Here is a 26,893-nt window from a genome sequence, read left to right as displayed (position 1 = left end):
GCATGCAGCGCCGGGACTTCCTCGCGTTCTCGCTGCTCGCGCCGCTGGCGTGGGGCGGAACCCTGCCAGCGGCGCTGGCGGGAACGGCCCCGCCGGTAAAGCCGGTGCCGCCCGACGGCAAGCCGCACGCCTTCGGCTTCGGCCGGAGGCGCTTCCTGCTCGACGGCAGGGAGTTCCGCATCCACAGCGGCGAGATGCATCCGGCGCGCATCGCGAAGGAACACTGGCGTCACCGGATACGCATGGCGCGCGCGATGGGCCTCAACACCATCGCGCTCTATGTCATGTGGAATCATCACGAACGCGAGCCGGGCACGTTCGACTTCGAGACGGGCAACCGTGACATCGCCGGCTTCATTCGCCTGTGCCAGGAAGAGGGCATGTGGGTGTACCTGCGTCCCGGCCCTTATGTGTGCGCCGAATGGACGAATGGCGGGCTGCCGGCGTGGCTGCTTCGCGATCCGGATACGCGCCTGCGCGATGGCGACGATCCGCGTTACATGGCGGCGGTCCGGCGGTACATCGGTGCGCTGGCATCCCACGTCGCCCCTTTGATGGTGTCCCGGGGTGGCCCCGTGCTGATGCTCCAGGTGGAGAACGAGTATTCGATGTTCGCCGCGGACATCGGCTACCTCAAGGCGATCGAGTCGGCGTGGCGCGAGCAGGGCATCGCGGGTCCTTTCGCCCTTTCCGATGGCTGGAAGGACCTGACGCGCCGGCGCGCGTACCTTCCCGGTGCCGCGTTGGGCCTGGATGGCGCGGACGTGGATGTCCTGGCCAAGGGCAGGGTGTTCGCGGGCGAGGCGCCAGTATGGGTCGGCGAGGGGTATCCCGGATGGCTCACCCATTGGGGTGAACCCGTGTTCACGTCGAAGGATTACGTGGAAACGCTGCGCCGCGTGATGAAGGCGGGGTATTCGTTCAACCTCTACGTGGTGCACGGAGGCACGAATTTTGGCCTGACCGCGGGCGCCAACCTCGAAGACGATGGCTCGCAGTTCCAGCCCGTCATCACCAGCTACGACTACGGAGCACCGATCGACGAGCGTGGATACCCGACGCCACAGTACGGGTGCTTGCGCAAGGTGATCGCGGAAGCGACCGGGATGCGGCCACCCGCCGTGCCGCCCGCCGAACCCTCGGCCACGTTCTCACCGGTAACGCTCGAACCGTACGCCTCCTTGTGGGAGAACCTGTTCGAAGAGCCGGCACGCCTGCCCGTGCCGGGGCCGAACGAGATACTGTTCGGCCAGGATCAGGGCCTGGTCCTCTATCGCAAGCGCATCGAAGCGGGGTCGCGGCTTCGCCTGGAGGGCGTGCGCGACTATGCGGTGGTGTATATGGACGGCCATGAAGTCGGCCAGGTGTCGCGCGTCGAACACGCGAAGGTCTCGTCGTCGCCGGACGTCTCCTTGCCACACGGCTGCATCCTGGATGTACTGGTCGACACGTTCGGGCACGTGAACTTCGGTCCGCGCCTGGGCGACCACAAGGGCCTGATCGGGCCGGTGACGCTCGACGGCGAGCCATTGCGCGACTTTCATGCCTGGCCCTTGCCGCTCGACGGTAGCTGGCTGGAACACCTGCGGCCGCTGAAAGGGGCTCCCGCCCGTGGCGGTGTCTTCTTCCGGGGCAAGATCCACCTCGACAGGCCGGGCGATGTCTACATCGACATGGGCGAGTGGACGAAGGGCTATCTTTGGGTCAACGGGCGATTGCTGGGCCGCTACTGGCACATCGGGCCGCAACAACGGCTGTTCTGCCCCGGCCCGTGGCTGCGCGAAGGCGAGAACGCCGTGATGGTGCTCGACCTGCACCGGAGCACCGGTGCGGGCATCCACGCCGCGGAGCGCCTGCATGACTGAGCTGATCGTGCCGACACGCAACATGCCACCGCGAGCGATCGGCTTCTGGGGCGGTCTTTCGGCCAACGTGCTGAACATGATCGGCATCGGGCCGTTCGTGACCATCCCGCTGGCACTCTCCGCCCTGGCGGGTCCCGGCGTGCTGCTGGGCTGGATCGCCGGTGCCTTCCTGTGCCTGTGCGACGGCATGGTATGGGCCGAGCTTGGTTCGACCATTCCGGAGTCCGGCGGCCCGTACCACTATCTGCGGGAGGCGTATGGGCGCGAGCGCATGGGCCGGTTGTTCGGCTTCCTCTACCTGTGGCAGACGCTACTCACCGCGCCTCTTTCGATCGGCTCGGCCGCCGTGGGATTCGCGCAATACCTGGGCTACCTCGTGCCGTCGCTCGGCGACGGCGGGCGGATTCTCGTGGCGGCGGGCCTGTGCCTGGCCAATACCGCCGTGCTTTACCGGCGCGTCGGCGAGATCCAGAAGCTGTCGATGTTCATCACCGCCATCGTCGTCGTGTCCTGCGCCTGGATCGTCGTCAGCGGCATCGCGCATTTCGACATCGCGACCGCCAGCCGGTTCCTGCACATGCGTACCGAATCGACACACGGATTCTGGCTCGGCCTGGGGGCGGTGTCGCTGATCGCCGTCTACGACTACGGCGGTTACAACAACGTGTGCATGCTCGGTGGCGAAGTGACGCAGCCGCGGCGCACCATTCCGCGCGCGGTGCTCACGTCGATCCCGCTGGTGGCGGTGCTTTACCTCGGCCTCAACATCAGCATCCTCGGTGTGCTGCCGTGGGAGCAGGCCGCGCAGTCGAAGGCCGTGGTGGCCGATTTCATGCAAGCCGTCCACGGCCGCATCGGCGGTACCCTGGCGGTGTCGTTGATCCTGCTCGCCAGTTGGGGATCGGCGCTGGTGGTACTGCTCGGCTATTCGCGCGTGCCTTATGCGGCGGCCGCCGATGGCCAGTTCTTCCGGGTGTTCGCGAAGCTTCATCCGCGCGGGGGCTTCCCCACGGTGTCGCTGGTCTTCGTCGGCGTCACCTCGTCACTGGCGTGTTTTCTTTCGCTGGAACGGCTGATCGCCACGCTGATGGTCGTGCAGATTCTTTTCCAGTACATCGCACAATGTTTCGCCGTCGTGGCGCTTCGCCGGAAAAGGCCATCGGCCGATGCGTTCCGCATGCCGTTCTACCCGCTACCGATCGTCGTCAGCGTGGTGGGCTGGCTCTACCTCGTCGCTACCGCCGGCTGGCCGTCGGTCGTGACCGCCGTGGTCGCCGTCGTCGTCGGCACCCTCATCTTCCTGTGGCAAGCCCGGAGAACGCGCTCGTGGCCGTTTCCATCGACCTGAAATCCTGGGATGTCGCCGTCGTGGGCGAAATCTACGCCGACCATGTGTTCAGCGGCTTCGCCCGCTGGCCGGGTCCGGGTGAAGAAGTGCTCGCGAAGGATTACCTGCGCGAGCTCGGAGGCGGCAGCGTCAACACCGCGTGCGGCTTGTCGCGGCTCGGCCGTCGCACGCGCCTGGTCGGTTTGATCGGCGAGGCCGACTTCGACTGGTTCGAGCGCCGGCTAGGCGATTTCGGCGTGGGCATGGACGGCATCCGTCTCGGCGCCGACGGCACCGGTACGACGGTCAGCGTCTCCACGCGCGAAGACCGGTCATTCTTCACCTACCCGGGCGCCAACGCCGGCTTGCCCGAACTGCTCGAGGTTCCCACCGTGATCGCCGATCTCGTCGCCGCGCGCCACGTGCATTTCGCGATGCCGCTGGCACGCGAGCTGGCGGCGCGCATCCTTCCGCAGCTCCGCCAGGCCGGATGCACCGTATCGCTCGACGTCGGCTACAGCGCCGACTGGCTGCGCGATCCCGCCAACCATGACACCTGTCGCGAGGTCGACTTCTTTCTGCCCAATGCGAAGGAAGCCGCGCTGCTCGTGGATGACGACAACCCGGCTGCTTATGTGGCGTGGGCCGCTGCACAGGGTTTGCGCCATATCGTGCTCAAATTGGGTGCGCAGGGCGCGTTGGTGGCCGACGCCGCCGGCGCCCGAATCATCCACGCACCGGCGGTCGAGGCGCTGGATACCACCGGTGCAGGCGATGCCTTCGACGCCGGACTCATCGATGCCGTGCTCGACGGCGACACCCCTGACCGCCGCGTGCAGCGCGCCTGTGTCACCGGCGCCTTGTGCACCACCGCGGCGGGTGCCTTGCATGCTCTTCCCCATCCCCCGACCTTGAGGACTCTTCGTGAGCGGACGTACGGATCGTAAGATCGCATTGATTGGAGGGGGCAGCGTCCGCTCGCCCCTGGTGGTTTTCGGTGTCAACGAGGCCGCGGAGGCGCTCGGTGCCGCGGAGATGGTGCTTTACGATCCCGACCCGGCACGGTTGCGGATCATGGTCGACCTCGGCAAGGCCATCGTCCGGCATTTCGGTGGCGATCTGCGCCTGCGCGGCGCGTCGTCGCTGGAAGACACCATCGAAGGCGCCGACTTCGTCCTCAACAGCATCCGCATCGGTGGCATCGCAGGCCGGGCGGCCGACGAACGGGTGTCAATCGACCACGGATATCCCGGCCAGGAAACCACCGGTCCCGCCGGCGTCGCCATGGCGCTACGCACCATTCCGATCGCCATCGAGCAAGCACGGTTGGTGGAACGGTTGAGCCCGGACGCCTGGCTGGTGAACTTCACCAATCCCGCCGGCCTCATCACGCAGGCCGTGAACGACCATAGCAAGGCGCGCATCGTCGGCATCTGCGACACGCCCACCGAACTGTTCCACAACATCGCGCGCGCCCTGGGCGAACCCGCCGACGACGTCGAATGCGATTACGTGGGCCTGAACCACCTCGGCTGGGTGCGTGGCGTGCGCGTGCGCGGCGAGGATGTTTTCGATCGCCTTCTGGCCGATGACGAACTGCTTCGACAGCTCTACCTCGCGCCGCTGTTCGACTTCGAGATGATCCGCACGCTGCGCCTCATTCCGACCGAATACCTGTTCTTCTATTACGAGAAGCGCCGCGCTCTCGACAACCAACGCAGGCAGGGCGGCAGCCGCGGTGCGGAGATCCAGCGCCTCAACGACGACTTGCTGGCGACGTTGACTTCGCGCTTGAACGCGGGCGATGGCGAAGCGGCCGTCGACATCTACGCGGCCTACCTGAACCAGCGCTCCGGTTCGTACATGAAACTCGAAGCGGAGGGTGGATCGGCTTTCGACCACGGCGTGAGCCTTGAAGGCGACCCTTTCCGCGTGGCGACCGGGTACCACCGCATCGCCATCGACGTGATGAGTGCGCTGACCGGCGCGAGACCCGCGCGTATCGTGGTGAACACACGCAACCGTGGCGCCTTGCCCGATCTTCCCGATGACGACATCGTCGAGATCGCGTCGGACATCTCGCTCGATTCCATCGTTCCCCGGCCCATCGCACCATTGCCGGACGCGGTGAACGGGCTTGTCCGTTCGGTGAAGGCGTACGAGCGCGCGGCGATCGCGTCGGTGTTGGAGCAACGCCGGCTCGAAGCGCGCAAAGCCATGCTGATCCACCCGGCGATCGGCGAGTGGACACTGTCAGGTGATTTGCTCGAAGCCTTGCTGGGGCATGCTAACGACGATGGCGAATGCCTGTGCCACGGGCCGGTGCTTCGCTAGCGGAGGGCGGTGCGCGCCACTACATCGACCCCGAAGCCTCGGCGCACGATCTGCGCAACGACGCAACGGAATGGCTGCAATGCGGCCGAGGCCTCACCGGATTACTCGCCGGTCTCGTGCACGAATCGGACACGGTGGATTGCGCGCAGTTGGCGCTTCGCTGGAAGCGATTGGAGCACTGACCCACATGGGCGTGCAGTGCACGGCGCAGGCGCATGCGCGGATGTGTTGGGAAAAATCGCGTGACGCGGGTGAGCCGGTCCGCGCTACCGATGGGTTCGCCGTTGAGATTCAAACGGCCGAGTGAGAACTTTCCCCACCCTTGTGTTGCGCCACCGAAAAGTGGCTAAACTGCGCACCTCAAAGTGGGCACGGAGAGCCTGATGTGAATGAATCGACGAAGGCCGCACTTGCAGCGGCGATGTTCCTCAACATCGAGGAACAGAACGTATGAAAGCCAGATGCGCAGCCATGGCCATGATCTTCGCCGTGGTACCAATAATTGATGCGTCGGCACTGCCGATTTCTTCGCGTTACCAATCGATCAGGGTCCACGGTGGGATTTGCTCGGTTGGCTCCGTGGGCGATGAGGACGGTTTAAACAGACGTCCATACGCCGAATGGAGCGATGCGCGCAAGGGCGGCGTGAGCTGGTCCAAGAAGCTGGACATTCCCGAACTGTTCTACGAAGGACGTGCAACGCACTGCTTGCGTCAACGCGGATCACTCTTCGTTTTACTTCAATTAGATACTTATTCCCAACGATCGATGTCCCAGGATGTGCTTCACTTGGTGAAGTTGCGAGTAAGTGATGGGCTTATTGAATCCGATACAGAGGTATTGGTCCCGGGTGTTAGTGGGGCGTATTCGGCATGGGTGGAAGAGGACCCTTCGAGCTTTAGAGAAAAGCAAGGCGAGATAGTCATTGTCGGCAAGTATCGTCATCGCGATACCGACGAGGAGGACATTTCCTTCTGCGTTAGCTTGAAAATGTAGTTATCAGGAAGCTATGAGAGGAACAGGTCATGGATGCTAGAGAAGAATTCATTGCGGAGTTGTATCCAGCGGCACGAAAGGTGGCCGAAGAGTCAGGTATGTCGTGGGAGCTCATCCTTGCCCAGGCGGCTCAGGAGACTGGATGGGGGCAGAGCGTGCTACCTGGCACTAACAACATCTTCAATATTAAGACGAGCGTGGATTGGGATGGTGAGAGCAAGATCTTTAATGTCTGGGAGCGGAAAAAGGGTAAGACGATATGGTTCGACCAATCTTTCCGCGTTTATGAATCGATCGAGGACTCGTTGAATGACCGCATCAAGTTTCTACGTGAAAATCCCCGATACGGGGATGCGGGGCTCTTTGACGCTGGGACCGCGGGCGACCTGCGAAACGAGGCGCACGCGCTACAAAGGGCTGGTTTCGCGACGGACGAAGACTACGCAAAAAACCTGATCGAACTGTTCAACGGGCCGACCATGCGTCGCAGCATCGCGTTGGCAATCGGACAGGACGTGTCGGGATTGGCATCTCCAGTGGCGGGGAGGGGTCGGGTCCTTCGTCCGGGCCTGTCCGCACCTGCCGTTGGCGAGCTTCAAAACCAATTGATCCGGCTCGGCTATGTTGGTACGAAAGACGCACCAGTGCTTGCTGACAGCCATTTTGGGCGCCATACACGTGCCGCCGTGCAGGCATTCCAGAGGGATCACAATCTTGCGGAAGACGGTATCGCAGGCGCCGCGACGCTAGCCGCCGTGCATCGCGCCGTGGAGACCGAACTACGCTCGATCGGACAACCGGACGCGCCGTACTTGCGGAACGAACAGCCCGACGATGCGATCGCGGCTTATCGGTCCGTGGTGCCCGAGGCCCGAATGGTGTCGCCCCTTTTTCCGACCATCGATCAAGCGCCGCCAGAGCGACGGACGGACCCTTTGCAGGCCGCAGCAGCCGTAATCCCGAATGCCGATGGCATCCGCACCCTGCAAGAGAACCTGAACACGCTGGGCGTGCCGGACATGGCGGGACATCCACTGACCGTCCATGGAACCTACGACGCGCCCACGCAAACCGCCGTGGCGCGTTTCCAGTCGATGCACGACATGCCAGTCACGGGCCTGCCTGATGACGCGACCCTCAAGACCGTGCAGGCGCAGGCCTTCATTGCCGACCTCCAGCAGGCAGTGACGCCCTCGGTGTCGCGGAGTGCCCCGGCATTCGGTGCAACACAGGAAACCGAGCCCGAGGAACCTGAGAAGGAACTTGAGGCCATATCCCAGAGTCGGGGCCACGGCCGCACCGACCCACGGCACCCCGACAGCCCGAATCACGACCTCTATAACGAACTGCAAAGAAGCATTCCCGAGGCGTCGGAAGACCGCTTGCTGCAGTTCACGGCGGCATGTCACAAGAATCAGATCACGGCCGACAACCTGGCCGCTGTTCATCTGAACGAGGAGACCCTGACCTTGACGATGCTCGGCCGAGGGCCTTTGACGAGTCCGGCGCAGGTGGATCTCAGCGTGCCACCGCCGCAGCCGGAGCAGGCGATCGGGCAGATCCAGCAATTCGATCAGCAGCAGTCGCAGATGCTCGAGGCGTTCCGGGAGCAGAACATGCAACTGAGCCAGGGGATGTCGCGCTAGGCGAACGTAGAAGCTCCGCCGCAGTTGGCGCCTGGTGATAGCCTTGCACCATCGCGTCTACGACAGGCGGCAGGCTCGAACGCATGGACACCCAAAAAACCTACTGGTTCGGTCGCAAGCGGTTCGGCTGGGGCAACGGTCCCAGGAGCTGGCAAGAGTGGTTGGCGTCGGCACTCTACGTCGCGCTCCTCATTGGACTGAGGCAGCTGTCTCCGGAGATCCTGGACCATCGGGTCTTCCTTGCCATTTCTATCGCCTTGACCGTGGCGTTTCTGGGCCTCATTGCCTGGAAGTGCGAACGAAGGGCGCCCCGGTAAGCCTAGGGGCGTCGCTTGGGCGGTCGGTGCGAGCACCCATCGCCGACAGGGTCGGCTCCCACCCTAGCGGACCGCAAAGGTAAACTGCTGTCTTTACCCGGAATCCCGGCATGCTCAACGTCACCGGATTGGTGAAGACCGTCCCCGGCGGGCGGACGCTTTTCAAGGGGCTCGACCTGTCGCTGGCTCCTGGCGAATTCGTCGCCGTTACCGGTGAATCCGGTGCCGGGAAATCCACGTTGCTGAATCTTGTCGCCGGGCTGGATTCGCCGGATGCGGGTAGCGTGCGTATCGACGGAACCGATATCGCCGGCCTCGACGACGATGGCCGCACGCGCCTCAGGCGCGATCGCATCGGCTTCGTCTTTCCAGGCGTTTCATGTCCTGCCGCACCTCGACCTCGCCCATAACGTGGCGCTGCCGTTGGCGTTGCAGGGACACGACGCGCAGGCATCGCTCGTCGCGGCGGAGGCGATGCTGGTTTCCGTGGGCCTGGGCGGCCGCGGCGATGCCTACCCGCGCGAGCTTTCGGGTGGTGAGCTTCAGCGCGTGGCGGTCGCGCGCGCGCTCGTCCACCGGCCCGGCCTCATCCTGGCCGACGAACCTACAGGCAACCTCGATCCGGACACGGCGGCGCGCACGCTCGCGTTGTTCGTCGACCGGGTGCGCGATGCCGGCGCCGCTGTCTTGTTGGTGACCCATTCCGCCGTGGCGGCTTCCGCCGCCGACCGCACGCTCGTGCTTTCGCCGGCGGGCCTCGTCGAACGTGATTAGGAACGCGTCGCCGTCCGTTGCCCTTCGCTGGCTCCTGTGGAGCGAGTGGCGCGCGTATCCCGGAAGGGCGGTCGCCGCCGTGTTCGCGATCGCGCTGGGCGTGGCGCTGGGATTTGCGGTGCACCTGGTCAACGCGTCGGCGCTGGGCGAGTTCGACAAGGCGGTCCATGCGGTGAGCGGGGCGGCGGATCTCAAGGTGCGATCCGCCAACGCGTTCGGTTTCGATGAGCTGCTTTATCCGCGGGTCGCGCGTCTGCCGGGACTGGACGTATCGCCTGTCGTTTCACTTTCGGCTCTCGTGGACGGCAAGATCCCCGTCTCACTGGAAGGTATCGACGTCCTCCGCGCGGGCGGCATGGGGCAGGGCGTTTCCGGCGGCGCGATGGAAGGATTCACCGATTTTCTTTCGGGCCGTTCGGTATATCTATCGCCGGCAGCGCTTGCGGCGACGGGGCGCAAGACAGGCGATACGATCACGCTCAGTGCGAACGGGCACACGAGTCAGGCGCGTATCGCGGGTTCCTTGCCCACGGCCGCGAACACGAACGTTGCGACGATGGACATTGCCGCCGCCCAATGGCGCTTCGGCATGCTCGGCCGCCTCCAGCGCCTGGATATCCAACTGGGACCGGGTGTTGGCGCTGGTGGCGCGATTCGCGCGATTCGCGCCGTATTGCCACCCGACACCATCGTGGCGGATACCGCCAGCGAAGCGGCGCGAAATGATGGCCTGTCCGCCGCGTATCGCGTGAATCTCGACATGTTGGCGCTCATCGCACTGCTGACGGGCGGCTTTCTCGTTTATTCCGCGCAGTCCCTTTCCGTGGCACGGCGGCGCGCCCAGTTCGCGTTGCTGCGCGTCCTGGGCATGCAGCGAAGGAAGGTACTCGGCCAGGTCCTGGCCGAGGCCCTGGCCCTCGGTGTGGTTGGCGCGGGCGCAGGCGTGGCACTCGGGCTTGGCCTGGCGTCGCTCGCGCTGAAACTGTTGGGTGGCGACCTCGGTGGCGGATACTTCCACGGCAACGCGCCGCAACTCGTGTTCGCGCCATGGGCCGCCGCGATCTTCGGGCTGCTCGGTATCGGCGCGGCGGTACTGGGCAGCATGGTGCCTGCGCTGGCGGCGTCGCGCATCCTCCCTGCACTGGCTATCAAGAACGCGGGAGACGCCGTCGATCCGCGTGTTCGTGCGCGGCCATGGCGTGCGGTCGTCTGCTTGCTGGCGGCGCTTCTGGCATCGCTGCTGCCCGCGGTGGGCGGGATCGCGCTGTTCGGCTACGTGGCGATGGCGCTGTTGCTGGCCGGTGGCGTGATGCTCATGCCCTGGCTCGCCCGTGCGCTCGTTTCTCCGTTGCGGCATGTGCCTATTCGCAACGTCCCGTTCCGGCTCGCCACCGCCCGTCTTTGGGGCGCACCGTCGCAGGCTTCCGTCGCGTTGGCGGGGATCGTGGCGTCCACCGCGCTGACCGTGGCAATGGCGGTGATGGTCACCAGCTTCCGCGGTTCGGTGGAGCGCTGGCTCGGCGATGTGTTGCAAGCGGACGTCTATCTTCTCGCCGACGGCGGAAGTGGTGGATTCGATGCCGCGACGCTGGAACGCATTCGCAAGGTACCGGGCGTGGCGTGGCTGGGCGTGCTGAAGGAGACGCCGCTTCAGTTCGATGCGCGGCGTCCCGCCGTGACGCTGCTCGCGCGTACCTTGACCGGCGCCGGCGGCCACCTCGCCTTGATGGGGCCTCAGGCGAAGGTGCCGGCGGACACCATCCCCATCTGGATTTCCGAGCCCTCGTCGCGGATCTACCACTGGAAACCGGGCGACACGCTGACGTTGCCGTTACCGGGCTCGCCGCAGGTCCGGGTTGCCGGCGTGTGGCGCGACTACGCCCGCCAGCATGGTGCGATCGTCATGGATGAGGGCACCTATACCCGCCTCACCGGCGACCGTAAGCGCACGGGGGTGTCGGTGCTTCTCGGCACCGGCGCCGACATCGACACCGTCACCGCGGCTCTGCGTTCGGCGGTGGGCACCGATGGCAAGGGTGTCACCGTGAGCCGGCCGCAGGATATCCGCCGGCAGGCGCTGGAAGCCTTCGACCGCAGTTTCCTGATCACGTACCTGCTCGAAGGCATCGCCGTATGCGTGGGTCTGGCGGGTGTCGCGGCGACCATCGGTGCGCAGGTCCTTTCGCGCCTGCGGGAGTTCGGCATGCTTCGACATGTGGGCGCGCTGCGCGGCGATCTCGTGCGCATGCTGCTGATCGAGGGGGCGCTGCTCGGGCTGGTAGGCGGCGTGGCCGGCGTAGCGCTCGGCGTGGCCATGAGCCAGGTGTTGATCCACGTCGTGAACCCGCAGTCGTTCCACTGGACCATGGACACCTTGTTGCCCTGGCCGCTGCTTGGGTGGGTGGTCGCTGGGCTGGCTCTGGCGACGTCCGGCACGGCGCTGGTCGTAGGTCGGAGCGTGCTCTCCGCCGATGCCGTGCGCGCGGTGCGGGAGGACTGGTGATGCGTTTGCTTCGTCTTGCCCTGCTGTCGTCGCTGGGGTTCGCCGCCTGCGTGTGGGCCAATGATCGCGTCGTATACGCACCCGTGCCTTTGGATGCTCCGGTAGTCCTGCCGCGCGACCACGGGGCGCACCCCTCCTTCAAGACCGAATGGTGGTACGTCACCGGATGGCTACAGACGAAGGGTGGTCCGATCGGCTTCCAGGTGACCTTCTTCCGTTCACGCGTTCCCTTCGACGATGGCAATCCCAGCCGTTTCGCGGCCCGGCAGGTCATCGTCGGGCACGTCGCGCTCGCCGATCCGGCGATGGGACATCTCGAACAAGGGCAGCGGCTCGCGCGCGAAGGCTTCGGCCTGGCCGAAGCGGCCACGGGCGATACCGACGTCGTGCTCGGCGACTGGCGTCTCGTGCGGAACGAGGATGGCAGCTTCACAGCCCGTGCCGGCACAGCTGGCTTCGCCCTGGACTTGCGATTGAATCCCACCCAGGCCGCATTGCTGCAAGGGGACCGGGGCTACAGCCGCAAAGGCCCCGGGCAGGGCGAGGCTAGCGCCTATTTCAGCATGCCGCACCTGGCGGTCACCGGACGGTTGACGCGCGGCACGCGCACCGAGACGATCCGGGGCGAAGGCTGGCTCGATCGCGAATGGTCGTCGAGCCTGCTCAATCCGCGTTCCGTGGGCTGGGACTGGGCTGGCCTGAATATGGACGACGGAAGCGCCGTGACGGTGTTCCGCGTACGCGATGCACAGGGCTATCCCGTATGGGCGGGCGGCAGCGTGCGCGGTGCGGATGGCGTGCTTACGATCCTGGGCCCGGACGACGTGGCATTCGCACCCCGGCGCCGTTGGCAATCGCCACGTACGGGCGCGGCCTATCCGGTCGAGACAACGGTCTCGGTCAGGACGCCGGCCGGTACGAAGCGTTTCGATCTTCGTCCGTTGATGGACGACCAGGAATTCGACACCCGGCGCACGGGCGGGCCGGTGTATTGGGAGGGCGCCGTGGAGGTGGACGGCGGGCGAGGGTACCTGGAGTTGGTCGGATATGGAGGAACGGTGAAGCTTTGAATCCATCTTGCACGCTATCTCGTCAAGCGTGCAGTAACGAAATGCCGATCTCCACGATGATAAGCACGACGATGGCGATCTCGAGCAGTTCGGCGCGCCGGCTGGACGCTTCGTCGTAGAGCGCGGCATAGGTGTCACGGACGATGGCGAGCTTGCGGTCGACCGAGGCGCTCAAGGCGGGCACGCGGAACAAGGACAGCGCCGTGCTGTAGACGCGTGCGAGGTAGACGTCTTCGGTCACCTGCAGCGCGTTATCGACACGCTCGGTGAGTTCGGTAACCTCGGCGACGAGTGTATAGAGCCGCCGTGCGAGGTGGGCGAAACGTCGCGATGCGAAAAGGGACGCCGCGGTACGCGCCGTCTCCACCTGGTCGTACATGCGGGGAAGTTCGTTGTCGAGGAGGATGTCGTAATACCGCAGCTCGACGAGCTGGGCATTGGCGACCTCGATGACGTCGGCAACGTCCGAATCGCTTCGTGGTTCGTAGACGAAGGCGCGATCCCAGTTCAAGACGACGAGGTCGTCGGCGTAATAGGAAAAACTTCTCGAAAGGAGTTCCTTTCGAGATGCCCGGGAAAGGGGGCGAGTCTCGCCGGAAAGGACCTCCGTCAGGTCGACACGCTCTTTCAACGTTTCCGCGTCCATGGGTTCGTCGAACGCCTGGACGGTGGCGATCAGGTAGTCCTCCTCCAACCGCTCTCCTTCGGCGGGACGGTCCAGGGCGGGGCGGATGACTTCGTGCACGCGGTCCAGCAAGCCGTCCCAGAACGACGTGCGGGCGGACGGACCGAACTGCGCATCGACGGCGGCGACGTCGTTCGCGTATTCGGGCCACGGCTGGTCCGAGCAGCGTGCGCGAAGTGACAACGTGGCGACGCCGAAGTCGTACAGGCGTACCGAGACGGCGGCTCGTACCGTCCCTCTTGCAAGCAAAACGTCGGTCTCCCCCAGTGAAAGCCACAGCGGAGCGACGCCAAAGGCCACGGCCTTGGGTGGCGTACTTGAAAGGTAGGAACGGTTGGACGCGGTATTGGCATGCGCCGTCCACAGGCGCTCCGCCTGCACCAGGTCGATGCTGTAGGCGATGTCGACCAATCGCAGGACGGTCAGTTCACCGGATGTAACGACGGGATGGGCGGAAGTCACGGCAAGAGCCTCGGTTGGACGCCGGTAGTGTAGGCGGGCGATTGTGAAATCCCGACGTTCAACTCGTTACACGTGCCGCCCCGCGTCAGACGGAAGCCGCGATGTGCTCGCGCAGCCACGTGTGCGCCGGATCCCGGTGGGAGCGCTCGTGCCAGAGCATCACCATATCGAAGCCCGGTACGTCCACCGGTGGCGCGACCACCCGTAGTCCCGTCGCGTGCCGGATCAGGCGCTCAGGCACCATGGCGACGATGTCGGTGGTCGCGAGTATCGAGAGCAGGAAGAGGAAATGGGGTACGGACAACACCACGCGGCGACTGAGACCCTGTTTGGCCAGCGCGTCGTCGGTGATGCCGTGGAAGCCTCCACCGTCGGGTGAAACGATGGCGTGTTCCAGCTTGCCGAACTGTGCCAGCGTGGGGCGCCGCTTCAAGGCGGGATGGCCGGAACGGCCGGCAAGCACGTAGTGTTCGGTGAACAATGCACGCTGGTGGAGTTCCGGCGGCGCCATGTCCTTTGTCCGCAGGGCCAGGTCGATATCGCCATGCTCGGCCATGCGGGCGACCCGCTCGGGCGCGACGTCGAGCACGGCGAGCCGCGTGCCGGGTGCCGCGGCACGCAGGCTGCGCATGGCAGGAATGAGTACGGTCGATTCGCCATAGTCCGCCGCGGCCACGCGCCAGGTCTGATCCGCCACGGCGGGATCGAAAGGAGCAGTCGGTGCGACCGCGCGCTCGAGAACGTGAAGCGCCTCTTTCAGCGGGCCGCGCAGCGCTTCGGCGCGCGCCGTAGGTAGCATTCCTCGCGGGCCGGGAAGCAGGAGTGGGTCGCCGAAGATGTCGCGGAGCTTGGCCAGGTGCACGCTGACCGAGGGCTGCGAGAGGTGAAGGCGCTCGGCCGCGCGGGTGACGTTGTATTCGGAGAGGAGGACATCCAGCGTCACCAACAGGTTCAGGTCGATCCGTCTGAGATTAGTCATGACTATAGCTGCAATAGAACAAATTCATTTTGACTATACCTCAAGAGCGCCCATCATGAGGACATCACAGCTTCCGGAACTCGCCATGAAAGTCCTTCTCGTCTATGCCCATCCCGAACCACGCTCCCTCAACGGGTCGATCAAGGATTTTGTCGTCAAGCGACTCATCGCGGCGGGGCATGAGGTGCGGGTGTCCGATTTGTACGCCATGGACTGGAAGCCCGCGTTGGATATCGCCGATAGCACCGAATGGAACGAGGACGAGCGGTTCGAACCGTCACGCGCCTCGGCACGGGCCTTCGCCAACGGACACCAGAGCGCGGACATCGCCGCGGAACAGGAGAAACTCCTGTGGGCGGACACGCTCATCCTGCAGTTTCCGCTGTGGTGGTTTTCGATGCCGGCGATCCTGAAGGGATGGGTGGACCGCGTGTACGCGAACGGCTTCGCGTATGGCGTCGGTGAGCATTCCGACCAGCGTTGGGGCAACCGCTACGGCGAGGGCAACCTGTCCGGGAAGCGGGCGATGCTGATCGTCACCACGGGCGGTTGGGAGTCGCATTACAGCGCGCGCGGCATCAACGGGCCCATGGACGACGTGTTGTTTCCCATCCAGCACGGCATCCTGTACTACCCGGGCTTCGAGGTCGTGCCGCCGTTCGTCGTTTATCGCACGAGCAAGGTCGACGAGGCCCGTTTCGAGGCGACATGCGAAGCGTTGGGCGAACGGCTCGATAGCCTTTGGACGACCGCGCCGATTCCGTTCCTGGCGCAGAACGGTGGAGCGTACGCCATTCCGCAGTTGACGTTGAAGGACGAGATCTCGTCAGGAAAATCGGGTTTCGCCGCACACGTCACCCATGACCCTGCCTGACCGCGATGCGCGACAGCCACGAGGGCACCGCGCCCTCGCTGGCCGTCACGGCCGGTTGCTTACTTTACGAACGCACACTGCGAGGCTTCATTGCTCTCACATGAACTCGCCTGTGCGGAAGTCGATTTCCATTTGTCGCCCAACGTGATTTTGGCCGGCGTTTCCAGGCTCAGGCGAAAGCCCCCGTTCTCCAGGACCGCGCCTTTGGCATCGTGAAACTCGTAGTCGCAATACACTTGCGTAGAGCCATCGGAAGCCTTGTTGGCGGCGGCACTCATGAATCGAGGCGACGCCTTGCCGTCTTTGCCAGATTCATAGGGATCGCTGCCGGTCCACCGGTTTCCCGCCGCCGACGTGATGTCGTATTCGCAGCCTTCATACCCCTCGCACGTGGTAACCACCTTCATCGTGATATTTGCCGGAGCGGGGCAGGCGTCCTGTTGGCCGGCCTGCGCCGCGGCCATCGGCACCGTCAGAAGAAAACATGACGCGAGGGCACTGTTCCATGTGCGCATGAGAAGGTCCTTGATGTTGGGTGTGCGTCGGAGTGTCGTCCCAGGGCAGGGACGCTTCAATAGGCCGTCGGTTGTAGGGGTGGGAGCCGACCCTGTCGGCGATGGGTGCTTGCCTTAGGCTGGCCCGCTGCCGCGGGATCGCCGACAGGGTCGGCTCCCACCTGATCGCTTCCCGGCTCCAGCCCGGCTTTAAAGACCGCCGGCGCCACGCACGGCGCCCGGCGGGCGCCCCACCACCCGCTTGAACGCACGGCTGAATGCCGCGAGCGATCCATAGCCGAGCCGGAACGCGACGGTTTCGATGGGTTCCCGGTCGCGACCGATCCATTGCGCGGCAAGGCGCATGCGCAGTTCGGTGAGGTAACGCAGCGGTGTCATGCCGGTGGCCTCGAGGAAGCGTTCGGCGAACACCGAGCGCGAACTGCCCATTTCCGCGGCGAGCTCGGCGACGGTCCAATTCCTCCCGGGATCACGATGTAGCGCGACGATTGCCTTGCCAAGGCGCGGATCGCGCAATGCCTGTACCCAACCGGTGGCGTCACCACAACCGCATTCGACCCAGCCGCGCACGATGATTGCCGAGACGACGTCGGCGAGGCGGGCGAGGATGCCGGCGAAGCCCGCACGCTTCGCGCAGGACTCGCGCTCCATCGCATCCAGGATCGGCGGCAACTCCGGATACTTTTCCAGCAACGTGCCTACCTGCATCACTTCAGGCATGGCGGCAACCAGCGGCTGCATGCCACCCAGTTCGAATTCCATGCAACCGCTGAAGACCAGCGCACCGTCCTCGCGGGTGGCGACAGGGCAGTCAGGGTGGATGTCGTTCACGGTGTCGCACAGGGGCGTGATGTCGAAACTGGCGATGTCGCGGCAAGCCACATCGGACGAGGAAAGCAGCGTGTGGGAACTGCCCTGTGGCATGAGCACCGCATCGCCCTTCGAGAGCGGGTACAGCGTGCCGTCACTTGTCCGGAGCAGCACCGGCCCGCGTCCGACGAAGTGGAACTGGGCGCGTCCGGGCGCTGCGTGGAAGGCGATTCCGAACGGGCGGGCGACTTCGATCCGCCGGTACTGCACGCCGTTCAGGCGCATGCCGAGCAGTAGTTCGCTGGCGGGATCGGGGTGGCGTGTCGCGTCGATGGTGGCCATGGTCCGGACGTATGATCAAATATTGAGGATTTCGCATCATATACCGTCCGGGGTCGGCCGTTTAACCTGCCGCTTTCCCTGGATATGGAAGTGACATGAACACCTGTGTGGACGCCGCCGTCGCGGCACCTGAGGAGGTCCGGCCCGCCTGGGGCGCGGTCTTCGCCATGACCCTGGGCGTATTCGGGCTCATCACGGCCGAATTCCTGCCGGCAAGCCTGCTTACGCCGATGGCGGCGACGCTCGGCGTGACCGAGGGGATGGCCGGACAGACCGTGACCGCCACGGCGGTGGTGGCCCTGGTGACGAGCCTGGTCATCGCGGTGGTGACGCGAAACATCGACCGGCGGTGGGTGCTGCTGTCGTTCTCGGTCTTGCTGGTCGGTTCGAACCTGCTGGTGGCGTTCGCGCCGAACCTCACCGTGGTGTTGTCGGGCCGCGTGCTGCTGGGCATCGCCATCGGTGGCTTCTGGACGATGTCCGCCGCCACAGCGATGCGGCTGGTGCCCGAAGCGATGGTGCCGCGCGCGCTGTCGATCATCTTCAGTGGCGTCTCGGTGGCGACCGTGGCGGCAGCGCCGCTGGGTAGCTATTTCGGCCACCTCATCGGTTGGCGGAACGTTTTCCTCATCGCTACGGCGATCGGTGTGTTCGCCTTCGTCTGGCAACTGTTCACCCTGCCGCGCATGGCCGCCACGGGGGCGGCACGCATGGGGACCCTGGTGGAAGTCATGAAGCGGCCTGCGATGCGCATGGGCATGATCGCGGTGGTGCTGGTATTCACCGGGCACTTCGCCTTCTTCACCTATCTGCGGCCGTTCCTGGAAGTGGTCACGGGAGTCGGCGTCAATGGCTTGTCCGGCATGCTGCTCGGTTTCGGCGTGGCCAACTTCATCGGTACGTCGCTGGCGGGCTTCGCGCTCGAACGAAACCTGCGCATGACCCTGCTGCTCATGCCTCTTGCGATGGGCGGCATGGCCCTCGCATTGGTGTTGCTTGGCCGCGCGCCCGTGGCCGACGCCATCCTCGTGGCGCTATGGGGCATGGCTTTCGGTGCCGTGCCCGTCGCATGGACGACGTGGATCACGCGCACCGTGCCGGACGAGGCCGAGAGCGGTGGTGGCCTGATCGTCGCCGCCGTGCAGTTGGCCATCACGCTCGGTGCCGCGGTGGGTGGCGTGGTGTTCGATGTGTCCGGCGCGAACGGTGTATTCGTCGGCTGTGGGATCGTCCTGCTGGTCGCCGCGGCGACGATCGCCACGAAGCTTCATCCGGTCTCTCCCGCCTACGACGGCAACAGGGATTTCATCGGCGAAGCCGACGAGGCCTGAGCGATACGATCCGGCTGTTGACCCCGGGCGCGGTGGCCGGGGACAATGCGCACCACTTCCCCAAAGACGGGCATACCCATGAAAGACGACCCTGATCGGTTCGTTTCCCATACGTAGCACCGTCTCCGACGACATCCGGATGCGGTGAAAAACCCTCCGGCTGTCGTTTCCACGCGATGGCCCTCCAGCGCGACCGGCAAGCAAGGCTCTGGTCGCCGAGGTGCAGCATGTCCCGGTTCCTTCTTTTCCTGCTGGCTGTGTGGCCTGCCTTCATCAGCCTGCCGAGCTTCGCCTCGGGAGGCAGCTATCTTGTCGACGACGCGGCCATTACGCCCGCATCGCATTGCCAGCTCGAAAGCTGGATGCAGTTCCGCACCACCGCCCGATCCGTGACCACCGTGCCCGCCTGTTCCTGGGGCGACGTGGAGTTCTCGGCGCAGATCACCGGCGGCGTGCATACCGGAGCGGGAAGCGTGGCGCCCGGTGCGAAGTGGCAGGTGTTCAACGGATCGCGTGTATCGACGGCACTCGATGCCGGCGTGACCGCGCAAGGCGGGCGTGTGCATGGGGCCATCGCCTATGCGGCTTCCACGGTGCAACTGGACCAGGCAGGGCGTTGGCTGTTCAACGTGAACCTCGGCGCGACGCATCAGCGAGGCGAACCGACGCGGCGCATCCTCGGTGGCGGTATCGAATTCGCCGCGTCCGCCAGCGCCACGCTGCTTGCCGAGGTACTGGACACGGCGGGTGCCGGGCGGACATTACAGGCGGGCGTCCGGCTACCTTTCGGCGACAACAGCATCGATCTCGTGCTGGGCCGTGCCCTCGGCCAGCAAGCCGATCGCTGGATCAACATGGGCCTGAACCTGGCGTTCTGAGACATACTCGCGTTTTGCATCCGCGCGAACCGTCATGACCATCCACTTCTCCTGCACCATGTGCGGCCGTTGCTGCAACGGCCTTCGTTTGCCCGTGGGTGTCGATGAAGCGATAGCCTGGCTCCGCGACGGCGGCGACGTGCAGATATTCTGCGAGGCGATTCCCTGGCCGGAAGATCCCGCCGCCGATAATCTCCCCGCCTGGTACAAGCACCGCCGCTCGTTCCCCGCGACGAGCGGCCAATTGCCGCTACGTGTGATCGTCTCCTTCATGGCGACGTTCGAGGGTCCGTGCCCGAACCTCCAACCCGACCTGCGTTGCGGCATCTACGAGCGCCGGCCACGTGCCTGCCGCGTGTATCCGGCGGAAGTGAACCCGTTCTTCCAGGTCGATCGTGCGGGCAAGCTGTGCCCACCCGAAGCATGGCAGGCCGAGGGACTCTTGCAGAACGACGACGGCGAGTGGAGCGATCCTGAAGTGGCCCAGGCGGTCGTGGGAATGCGAGAGGCGGACGCGCGCGATGCACAGGTCAAGGCGCGCGTTTGCGCCATGCTCGGTATCGCGATGGGCGGCCTTTCGAACGAAGGCGTGGTCGTGCATGCGCCGGAGCGGGGGCGTTTGTTGACTGCGTTGGAGTCGGCGCTCGATGCGGACAGTGCCGTCGGTGACACGAATGCTGGATGGTCCATCGTGAGCAATCGCAAGGGCACGCTCGAACTCTTGCGGTCGGCAGGGACGGTGTCGTTGGATGCTTCAGGGATCGAGTTGGAGGGGGCGAGCTACATGGGTTTCTTGCCAGGCGACGCAGAATAGCGGCTAGGCATTTCGCGAGCACCCATCGCCGACAAGGTCGGCTCCCACCTTAAGCGCGCACAGAGGGTGCGCGCACAGAGGCGCCCTCACACTGCTCGCCAACAACCCACCGTGTCGTTCGGTGGGGAGCCGTCGGGTGTCGTTCTCTGAGCGATTCCGCAGGGAGGCGAAGGCCGGACGAGGACTTAGCGAACGAGAACGGCACCCGGCGGCTCCCCTGCCTCGATACAAGCAAAACGCGATGGCAAAGCCGAGCCGTGCAAGATCAGCGAGGAATCAGCAGCCGGAAAAAGAGCGCCACGAGGGTGACCGCGACGACGCCGCCCGCGTAGAGCAGGACAAACCACGCCGCCTGACGCCACCGGCTTCGGGCGGGCATCAGTGGTAACCCTCGTCGCCGGCCCTCACCTTGCCGCGGAAGACCCAGTAGGCGAGGGTGGTATAGGCGAGGATAATCGGGATGATGATGGCGGCGCCGATCAGGGTGAACACCTGGCTCGACCGCGGCGCCGAGGCCGTCCAGATGTCGACCGACGGCGGGATGATGTTCGGGAAGATGCTGATGATCAGCCCGGTGTAGCCAAGGAACAGGATCGCCATGGTCAGCAGGAAGGGCGCGCGGTCGGCACCGCGGCGCACGCAGACCAGGATGCCGATGAGACAGGCGATCACCAGGATGGGCACGGGCAGGAAGAAGAACAGATCGGGCAGGGCGAACCAGCGCTTCGCCACGGCGTCCTGGCCCGCGATCGTCCAGATGCTCACGATGCCGACGGTGGCGCCGAGCGCGAGCGTCAAGGGACGCATCAACACCGCCATGCGGCGTTGCAGTTCGCCTTCGGTCTTCATCAGCAACCAGCCGCAGCCCAGCGTCGCATAGGTGACCAGCAGACCGATGCCGCTGAACAGGTTGAAGGGCGAGAACCAGTCGAAGGGACCGCCGGCGAACTTGCCATCGCGCACTTCCACGCCTTGCAGCAAGGTGCCGAGGATCACGCCCTGGGCGAACGTGGCCACGCCGGAGCCGGCGATGAAGGCGAGGTCCCACAGGTGCTGCGTGCGCCGCGCCTTCGCACGGATTTCGAAAGCCACGCCACGAAAGATCAACCCGCAGAGCATGGCGATGATGGGCAGGTAGGTCGCCGGCAGGAGGATGGAATAGGCAAGGGGAAATACGGCATACAGGCAGGCGCCGCCGAGCACCATCCATGTCTCGTTGCCGTCCCACACCGGCGCCACGGTGTTGAGCATCACCTGGCGTTCGCCCTCGCGGTCGAAGAAGGGGAAGATCAGGCCGATACCGAGGTCGAAGCCATCCAGCATGACGTACATGAACACGCCGAAAGCGATGATGGCTGCCCAGATGACTGGCAAGTCGATAGGCATGGCGGTTACTCGTCGATGGAATCGGTGGGGCGCGACAGCGGGCGATGGTCGAATCGCTCCCTGCCGCGGCCGGTGTCGCTGGCTTCGGCATCGGCTTCGTCGTGGGGCAGGTGCGGTCCCTTCGCCATCAGCTTGAGCATGTAATAGATGCCGGTGCCGAAGACGAGGAAGTACACCATCACGAAGATCATCAGCGACGTGCCGACCTGGTCCACGGTGATGGCCGAGACGGCGTCGCGCGTGCGCAATACGCCGTAGACCACCCATGGTTGGCGGCCCGCCTCGGTGGTCACCCATCCGGCGAGCAGGGCGATCAGGCCCGAGGGTGCCATGAACAGGGCGAAGCGCTGGAACCAGCGGGCGTCGTATAGCCGTCCGTTGCGTCGCAAGGCGAGCCCGCACACGGCGAGCAGGAGCATCAACAGGCCCATGCCGACCATGATGCGGAAGCTCCAGAAGACGATCGTCGAGTTCGGGCGATCTTCCGGGGGGAACGACTTCAGCCCCTGAATCTCGCCATCCCAGCTATGCGTCAGGATCACGCTGCCCAGGTGCGGCACCTTGACGGCATAGCGGGTGGCTTCGGCTTCCATGTCCGGCCAGCCGACGAGGTTGAGCGAGGTGCCGCCTTTCTCGGTTTCCCAAAGCCCTTCGATGGCGGCGATCTTCGCGGGCTGGTGCTCGCGCGTGTTGAGCCCGTGCGCGTCGCCCACGGCGACCTGGATCGGTACCACGACCAGCAGCATCCACAGCGCCATCGAGAACGATTTGCGGATGGCGTCGTCCTTCCGTCCCCGAAGCAGGTGCCATGCGCCACAGGCGCCGACGATCACGGCGGCAACGATGAAGGCGGCCAGCGCCATATGCACGAGCCGATAGGGGAAGGACGGATTGAAGACGATCTTGAGCCAGTCCGTGGGAACGACCTTTCCGTCCACCATGGCGAAGCCCTGCGGCGTTTGCATCCAGCTATTCGAGGAGAGGATCCAGAAGGTCGATATCAGCGTGCCGACGGCGACCATCAAGGTGGCGAAGAAGTGCGCCTTCGGGCCTACCTTCGTCCAGCCGAAAAGCATGATGCCGAGGAAGCCCGCTTCGAGGAAGAAGGCCGTCATCACCTCGAAGGCCAGCAGCGGACCGGTGACCGCGCCGGCAACGGCCGAAAAGCCCGACCAGTTGGTGCCGAACTGGTAGCTCATGACGACGCCGGACACCACGCCCATGGCGAAGCCGACGGCGAACACCTTCGACCAGAAGAAAAACAATTCCTTGTAGACCACCTTGCCGGTCTTCAGCCAAAGGCCTTCGAGCACCGCCAGATAGCTGGCCAGCCCGATGCTGATGGCCGGGAAGATGATGTGGAAGGACACCGTGAAGGCGAACTGCCAGCGGGCCAATAGGAGCGCCGTGTCGGATACGTGCATGGGAATCTCCGTCTGGCATCCAGTCTAGGCCGTGGCGCGCGCAGGGTACGCCGGCGCGACACTTTGGCACGTGAAGGATTGTCGCAGGACGGGTGGCCCGGTTGAATTGCAGCGTCTTGCCGTGACAAGGTGTTTCCACTTCCCGTCACCCTGCCATCCGATCGGGGAAAGGTCCTTCTAAGGAGCGCTGCCTAGACTCGACCGTTCCCCAAGCGAGGGCCACAGGATGCGCGCTCCCACCTCGATCACCGTCGGTAAAGTGCCGCAGGTCACCATCGTTTTCTGGATCCTGAAGGTCGCCGCCACCACGCTCGGCGAGACGGGCGGCGACGCCGTGTCGATGTCACTGGGCCTCGGCTATCTCCTGGCCAGCTGCCTCTTCCTGGCGATCTTTGTCGTTGCAGTCGTGGCGCAGGTTCGTGCGACACGTTTCCATCCGTGGTTGTACTGGTCGACGATCGTCGCCACCACGACCGTCGGTACCACGGTGGCCGACTTCGCCGACCGCTCCTTGGGGATCGGTTATGCCGGCGGAAGCGCGCTGCTTCTCGCGTTGGTGCTGGTATTGCTGGCGACCTGGTACGGGGCGATGGGATCGGTGTCCATACATCAAATCGTGACGCCGCGCGCGGAGTGGTTCTACTGGATCACCATCATGTTTTCGCAGACGCTCGGCACGGCGCTCGGTGACTGGACGGCGGGTGACGCCGGCATCGGCTATTTCGGCAGTGTCATGCTCTTCGGTGGCCTCCTCGCCGTCATCGCCGTGGTGTATTCCGTGACCCGTGTGTCGCGCACCCTGCTGTTCTGGATGGCCTTCGTGCTAACACGGCCGCTCGGCGCCGCGTTCGGCGATTTCCTGGACAAGCCACTCGATGATGGCGGACTCGCGTTGAGCCGCTATGCCGCTACGGCCATGTTGCTTGCCTTCATGGCGATCTGCATCTGGCTGGTGCCCCAACGGCCCGCCGATACACGGAACTAGTCCCGGCCATCCATGTCCCATGGCTTCCGATGCTAGGATTTCGCCTGGCATCCATACTCCACTCGGCCTCCGGGAGCAGACATGGGCAGGCGATCCCTGTGGCGTACCGAATGGTTCCTTCCGGTGAGCCTGGTCACCTGTGTGATTTTCCTCGCCGTCCCGGAGGTGCTTCTCTCCGGACTGGAATCGATGGGATGGCTCGCGGTGGTCTTCGCCTGGCTGTTCCTCGTCGTCCTGGGTTCGGCGGTCGCGGTCGTCCGCCACGCCGAGCATCTTGCGCATCATCTGGGCGAGCCGCGCGGTACGCTCATCCTCACGCTGGCGGTCACCTCCATCGAGGTGATGAGCGTGTCGGCGGTGATGCTACACGGCGCGAACAATCCGACCCTCGCCCGTGACACGTTATTCTCCGTCACGATGATCGTATTGAACGGCATGGTGGGACTTTCGCTGCTCCTGGGTGGGCTGAAGCACAGCGAGCAGTCGTACAACCTGCAAGGCGCGAATGCCTACCTCGGCCTGATCATTCCGCTGGGCGTCCTCAGCATGGTGTTGCCGAGTTTCACCCGGGACGCCGCAGACTCGCCGTTGAGGTTCTCCCATCAGTTGTTCCTGGCGATCTTCGCGCTGTTGCTCTATGCCACCTTCCTGTTCCTGCAGACGCGGCGGTTGAAAGGCTATTTCGTTCCTGACGGTATGCCCTTGCGTGTCGAGGCAACGGCGGCCCGGACGCAAACGCCTTCCCATGGACCGCTGATATCGGCCTTGCTGCTCGTCGCATACATGCTGCCTGTCGTCTTCCTCGTCGACAGGCTGGCGGTGCCTGTCGACTACGTGGTGGAAACACTGGGTGCGCCCGCGGCCCTCGGTGGCCTCGCGATGGCGATGCTCGTGGCGATGCCCGAGGGCATGGGTGCCATACGCGCGGCCAATCGCAACGAATTACAGCGAGCGGTGAACGTCTTCATGGGCTCGGTGCTTTCCACGATCGGTCTCACCATTCCCGCGATCCTCATCATCGGTGGCTTGACCGACCACCCGGTGATGCTGGGCCTGCGTCACACGGACCTCGTGCTGTTCGTGTTGACCCTGTTCCTGTGCATGGTCACGTTTTCCAGCCGGCGTACGCACTTGCTCCAGGGCGCCGTCCACCTCATGCTGTTCGCCTGCTTCGTCTTTTTCGTTTTCGCTCCCTGAACGGTGGAAACCCATGAAACACACGTTGGTGCTCGTGCTCCTGGTATTGGCCGCGGCGAGCTCCTATGTCGCTGGTAGCGTCGCCGGCCTCCTGGTCCTGGTGGGGATGGGCGTGCTGTTCGAACTGGCGTTCTGGTTCGGGCTCGTCCAGCGACGACGAGGCAAAGCCCGCCACGCCTGAGTCGTACGATCGCGAGTATCATCCGGGTCGGTTTGTCAGGAGGACGCATGGACAGGACGCTCATCGACGTAAGGCTGACCCGGCAGCAGATCGTCGTCTGCTGGGCCGCCATGGACTCGCCCTTCAGTGCCTGGAGTGAACGGCAGATCGCCCAGGGCTTCGCGTGGCGCCCCGGTTCGGCCTCGTTTCGTCTTCACCAGCAAGACGGTCCTCACCAGATCCAGGTGACACGGGTCCGTGGATTCCAGCTCATTTCGGCAGATGCGGTGCGCGTGATCGAGGTGCCTTTTCTCCTGCCCATGGTCAGCGGCATCGAAGTAGGTGGCGTCGGCGACACGAGAATGATCGCGTGTCTGCCGGGAAGTTATCTGCTGCGCGCGACCTTCTTCGATTCACCGCGCCTGGAACTGACCTTCCTTGCGGACGCCGAACCCCGCTTCGCCATTCCCGTCGCCGACCCTGCCATCACTCGGCGGGCGGATTTCGACGTGGCGGCGGTCCAAGCCTGAGCCCGGTCGATGCGGCCATGGCGATCACGACGAGCGCCGGCAGCCAGAGGGCGCGGCCCGAGCAGGGCCCGAACAAGACCGCGCCACACGCACCCCCAGCGATGAAGGCACCGATGACGACCACGCAGATGCGCGTGCGCCGTGGATCGAAGGCGGCGCCCCGCCACCGCTGACCCATCGCGATGCCGAGGTCGGTGAACATGCCGGTGAGATGGGATGTGCGCAGCACGGCGCCAGTGACCAACGAACTCGCACCGTTCTGCAACCCGATGGCCAGGCCGCATAGGCAGGTGCCCAGGGTCGGGTCGATGTCGAGCGTGTGGGCGGCCAGGGCGAGTAGAGCAGCTTCGGAGCACAGGACCGCCACCGAGGCCGGGCCGCGTGCCCAGCGTTCGCTGCGGATGGCCCAGGCACTGATGGCGCAGCCCAGCGTGAACAAGCCCATGATGGCCAGCGCGTGGAGCAGGAGCCGGCCATCGGCGGTGCCGATGCCGATGGCCCCTTCGGTCGATATGCCCGTGAGGTGGGTGACTCCGCCGTGACGCAAGGCGAGCAGCGCGATGGCATTGGTGGCGCCCGCGGCGAACGGAAGCACGGCGGCCCAGCTCCATACCCAGCGGGGAAAGGAGGGGATCATCTATGCATGGGGTTCTCTGTCATTCCCGTAGTTTCGCACGGTCGCGAAGCCT

Annotated in this window: 26 protein-coding genes; 19 read left to right on the top strand and 7 right to left on the bottom strand. The window is 64.8% G+C overall.

Going from position 1 to position 26,893, the window contains the following annotated elements; all coding sequences use genetic code 11:
* Positions 1-2 precede the first annotated feature (2 nt).
* The 11 genes from QFZ41_RS01400 (at position 3) to QFZ41_RS01350 (ending at position 12,832) form a co-directional block, all read left to right on the top strand.
* Positions 3-1,865: a beta-galactosidase gene (locus tag QFZ41_RS01400; RefSeq protein WP_429197117.1), complete on the top strand. Its 1,863-nt coding sequence runs from the start codon at positions 3-5 to the stop codon at positions 1,863-1,865.
* Complete coding sequence (locus QFZ41_RS01395; protein WP_429197116.1) at positions 1,858-3,213, top strand: APC family permease; 1,356 nt, start codon at positions 1,858-1,860, stop codon at positions 3,211-3,213. Before QFZ41_RS01400 ends, QFZ41_RS01395 begins: the two co-directional genes overlap by 8 nt.
* A complete protein-coding gene (locus QFZ41_RS01390) occupies positions 3,192-4,139 on the top strand; it encodes a carbohydrate kinase family protein (protein WP_429197115.1) in 948 nt (315 codons plus the stop codon). The genes QFZ41_RS01395 and QFZ41_RS01390 overlap by 22 nt, the downstream gene beginning before the upstream one ends.
* Complete coding sequence (locus QFZ41_RS01385) at positions 4,117-5,526, top strand: 6-phospho-beta-glucosidase (RefSeq protein WP_429197114.1); 1,410 nt, start codon at positions 4,117-4,119, stop codon at positions 5,524-5,526. Before QFZ41_RS01390 ends, QFZ41_RS01385 begins: the two co-directional genes overlap by 23 nt.
* Positions 5,496-5,708, top strand: coding sequence for a hypothetical protein (locus QFZ41_RS01380; protein ID WP_429197113.1), 213 nt, complete (start codon positions 5,496-5,498; stop codon positions 5,706-5,708). Before QFZ41_RS01385 ends, QFZ41_RS01380 begins: the two co-directional genes overlap by 31 nt.
* A 289-nt stretch (positions 5,709-5,997) precedes the next feature.
* Positions 5,998-6,522 (top strand): hypothetical protein, encoded by a 525-nt coding sequence (locus QFZ41_RS01375; protein ID WP_429197112.1) that lies wholly within the window; start codon positions 5,998-6,000, stop codon positions 6,520-6,522.
* A 29-nt stretch (positions 6,523-6,551) separates the two neighbouring features.
* The gene (locus tag QFZ41_RS01370) at positions 6,552-8,168 is read left to right on the top strand and encodes a peptidoglycan-binding protein (protein WP_429197111.1); all 1,617 of its coding nucleotides are present in this window, start codon (positions 6,552-6,554) and stop codon (positions 8,166-8,168) included.
* A 427-nt stretch (positions 8,169-8,595) separates the two neighbouring features.
* On the top strand, positions 8,596-8,895 hold the full coding sequence (locus QFZ41_RS01365) for an ATP-binding cassette domain-containing protein (RefSeq protein ID WP_429197110.1): 300 nt from the start codon (positions 8,596-8,598) through the stop codon (positions 8,893-8,895).
* A complete protein-coding gene (locus QFZ41_RS01360) occupies positions 8,810-9,259 on the top strand; it encodes an ABC transporter ATP-binding protein (protein WP_429197109.1) in 450 nt (149 codons plus the stop codon). The genes QFZ41_RS01365 and QFZ41_RS01360 overlap by 86 nt, the downstream gene beginning before the upstream one ends.
* A 79-nt stretch (positions 9,260-9,338) precedes the next feature.
* Complete coding sequence (locus tag QFZ41_RS01355) at positions 9,339-11,762, top strand: FtsX-like permease family protein (protein WP_429197108.1); 2,424 nt, start codon at positions 9,339-9,341, stop codon at positions 11,760-11,762.
* Entirely contained in the window at positions 11,762-12,832 is a 1,071-nt protein-coding gene (locus QFZ41_RS01350) for a lipocalin-like domain-containing protein (RefSeq protein ID WP_429197107.1), read from the top strand. Before QFZ41_RS01355 ends, QFZ41_RS01350 begins: the two co-directional genes overlap by 1 nt.
* A 22-nt stretch (positions 12,833-12,854) precedes the next feature.
* Here QFZ41_RS01350 and QFZ41_RS01345 read toward each other — a convergent pair whose 3' ends face one another.
* Together QFZ41_RS01345 and QFZ41_RS01340 are read right to left on the bottom strand one after the other, a co-directional pair.
* A complete protein-coding gene (locus QFZ41_RS01345; protein WP_429197106.1) occupies positions 12,855-13,979 on the bottom strand; it encodes a hypothetical protein in 1,125 nt (374 codons plus the stop codon).
* Positions 13,980-14,064: 85 nt separating this feature from the next.
* Positions 14,065-14,958: a LysR family transcriptional regulator gene (locus tag QFZ41_RS01340; RefSeq protein ID WP_429197105.1), complete on the bottom strand. Its 894-nt coding sequence runs from the start codon at positions 14,956-14,958 to the stop codon at positions 14,065-14,067.
* A gap of 85 nt (positions 14,959-15,043) precedes the next feature.
* On the opposite strand from QFZ41_RS01340, the gene QFZ41_RS01335 reads away from it, so the two are divergent.
* A complete protein-coding gene (locus QFZ41_RS01335; RefSeq protein WP_429197104.1) occupies positions 15,044-15,832 on the top strand; it encodes an NAD(P)H-dependent oxidoreductase in 789 nt (262 codons plus the stop codon).
* 59 nt (positions 15,833-15,891) lie between these two features.
* Here QFZ41_RS01335 and QFZ41_RS01330 read toward each other — a convergent pair whose 3' ends face one another.
* Positions 15,892-16,347 (bottom strand): hypothetical protein, encoded by a 456-nt coding sequence (locus QFZ41_RS01330; RefSeq protein ID WP_429197103.1) that lies wholly within the window; start codon positions 16,345-16,347, stop codon positions 15,892-15,894.
* A gap of 189 nt (positions 16,348-16,536) precedes the next feature.
* Positions 16,537-17,499, bottom strand: coding sequence for an AraC family transcriptional regulator (locus QFZ41_RS01325; protein ID WP_429197102.1), 963 nt, complete (start codon positions 17,497-17,499; stop codon positions 16,537-16,539).
* 95 nt (positions 17,500-17,594) lie between these two features.
* Between QFZ41_RS01325 and QFZ41_RS01320 the strand changes: the two genes are divergently transcribed.
* The 3 genes from QFZ41_RS01320 (at position 17,595) to QFZ41_RS01310 (ending at position 20,522) form a co-directional block, all read left to right on the top strand.
* Positions 17,595-18,830 (top strand): MFS transporter, encoded by a 1,236-nt coding sequence (locus QFZ41_RS01320; protein WP_429197101.1) that lies wholly within the window; start codon positions 17,595-17,597, stop codon positions 18,828-18,830.
* A gap of 227 nt (positions 18,831-19,057) precedes the next feature.
* Positions 19,058-19,708 (top strand): hypothetical protein, encoded by a 651-nt coding sequence (locus tag QFZ41_RS01315; RefSeq protein ID WP_429197100.1) that lies wholly within the window; start codon positions 19,058-19,060, stop codon positions 19,706-19,708.
* A gap of 34 nt (positions 19,709-19,742) precedes the next feature.
* Positions 19,743-20,522, top strand: a complete 780-nt coding sequence (locus QFZ41_RS01310) for a YkgJ family cysteine cluster protein (RefSeq protein ID WP_429197099.1) — start codon at positions 19,743-19,745, stop codon at positions 20,520-20,522.
* A gap of 378 nt (positions 20,523-20,900) precedes the next feature.
* Here QFZ41_RS01310 and cydB read toward each other — a convergent pair whose 3' ends face one another.
* Together cydB and QFZ41_RS01300 are read right to left on the bottom strand one after the other, a co-directional pair.
* Positions 20,901-21,908 carry a cytochrome d ubiquinol oxidase subunit II gene (cydB, locus tag QFZ41_RS01305; protein WP_429197098.1) on the bottom strand — a complete coding sequence of 336 codons (1,008 nt, stop codon included), beginning with the start codon at positions 21,906-21,908 and terminating at the stop codon, positions 20,901-20,903.
* Between the two features lie 5 nt (positions 21,909-21,913).
* Positions 21,914-23,332, bottom strand: coding sequence for a cytochrome ubiquinol oxidase subunit I (locus tag QFZ41_RS01300; RefSeq protein WP_429197097.1), 1,419 nt, complete (start codon positions 23,330-23,332; stop codon positions 21,914-21,916).
* Between the two features lie 226 nt (positions 23,333-23,558).
* Here QFZ41_RS01300 and QFZ41_RS01295 point away from each other — a divergent pair, with 226 nt between their 5' ends.
* The 4 genes from QFZ41_RS01295 to comJ all read left to right on the top strand — a co-directional run bounded on the left by QFZ41_RS01295 (position 23,559) and on the right by comJ (position 26,204).
* Positions 23,559-24,317, top strand: coding sequence for a COG4705 family protein (locus tag QFZ41_RS01295; RefSeq protein WP_429197096.1), 759 nt, complete (start codon positions 23,559-23,561; stop codon positions 24,315-24,317).
* 81 nt (positions 24,318-24,398) lie between these two features.
* Positions 24,399-25,514: a calcium:proton antiporter gene (locus QFZ41_RS01290; protein ID WP_429197095.1), complete on the top strand. Its 1,116-nt coding sequence runs from the start codon at positions 24,399-24,401 to the stop codon at positions 25,512-25,514.
* Positions 25,515-25,527: 13 nt separating this feature from the next.
* Positions 25,528-25,695: a hypothetical protein gene (locus QFZ41_RS01285; RefSeq protein WP_429197094.1), complete on the top strand. Its 168-nt coding sequence runs from the start codon at positions 25,528-25,530 to the stop codon at positions 25,693-25,695.
* Positions 25,696-25,742: 47 nt separating this feature from the next.
* Complete coding sequence (gene comJ / locus QFZ41_RS01280) at positions 25,743-26,204, top strand: competence protein ComJ (protein ID WP_429197093.1); 462 nt, start codon at positions 25,743-25,745, stop codon at positions 26,202-26,204.
* On the opposite strand, the gene QFZ41_RS01275 is transcribed toward comJ, so the two are convergent.
* Positions 26,161-26,799: a YoaK family protein gene (locus QFZ41_RS01275; protein WP_429197092.1), complete on the bottom strand. Its 639-nt coding sequence runs from the start codon at positions 26,797-26,799 to the stop codon at positions 26,161-26,163. The two genes, comJ and QFZ41_RS01275, sit on opposite strands and share 44 nt — an antisense overlap.
* Positions 26,800-26,893: the final 94 nt, after the last annotated feature.

The sequence above is a fragment of the Luteibacter sp. W1I16 genome, from assembly GCF_050434905.1.
Classification (GTDB): domain Bacteria; phylum Pseudomonadota; class Gammaproteobacteria; order Xanthomonadales; family Rhodanobacteraceae; genus Luteibacter.
Note: the sequence above shows the minus strand (reverse complement) of the source record. Positions and strands in the feature narration are given on the sequence as shown.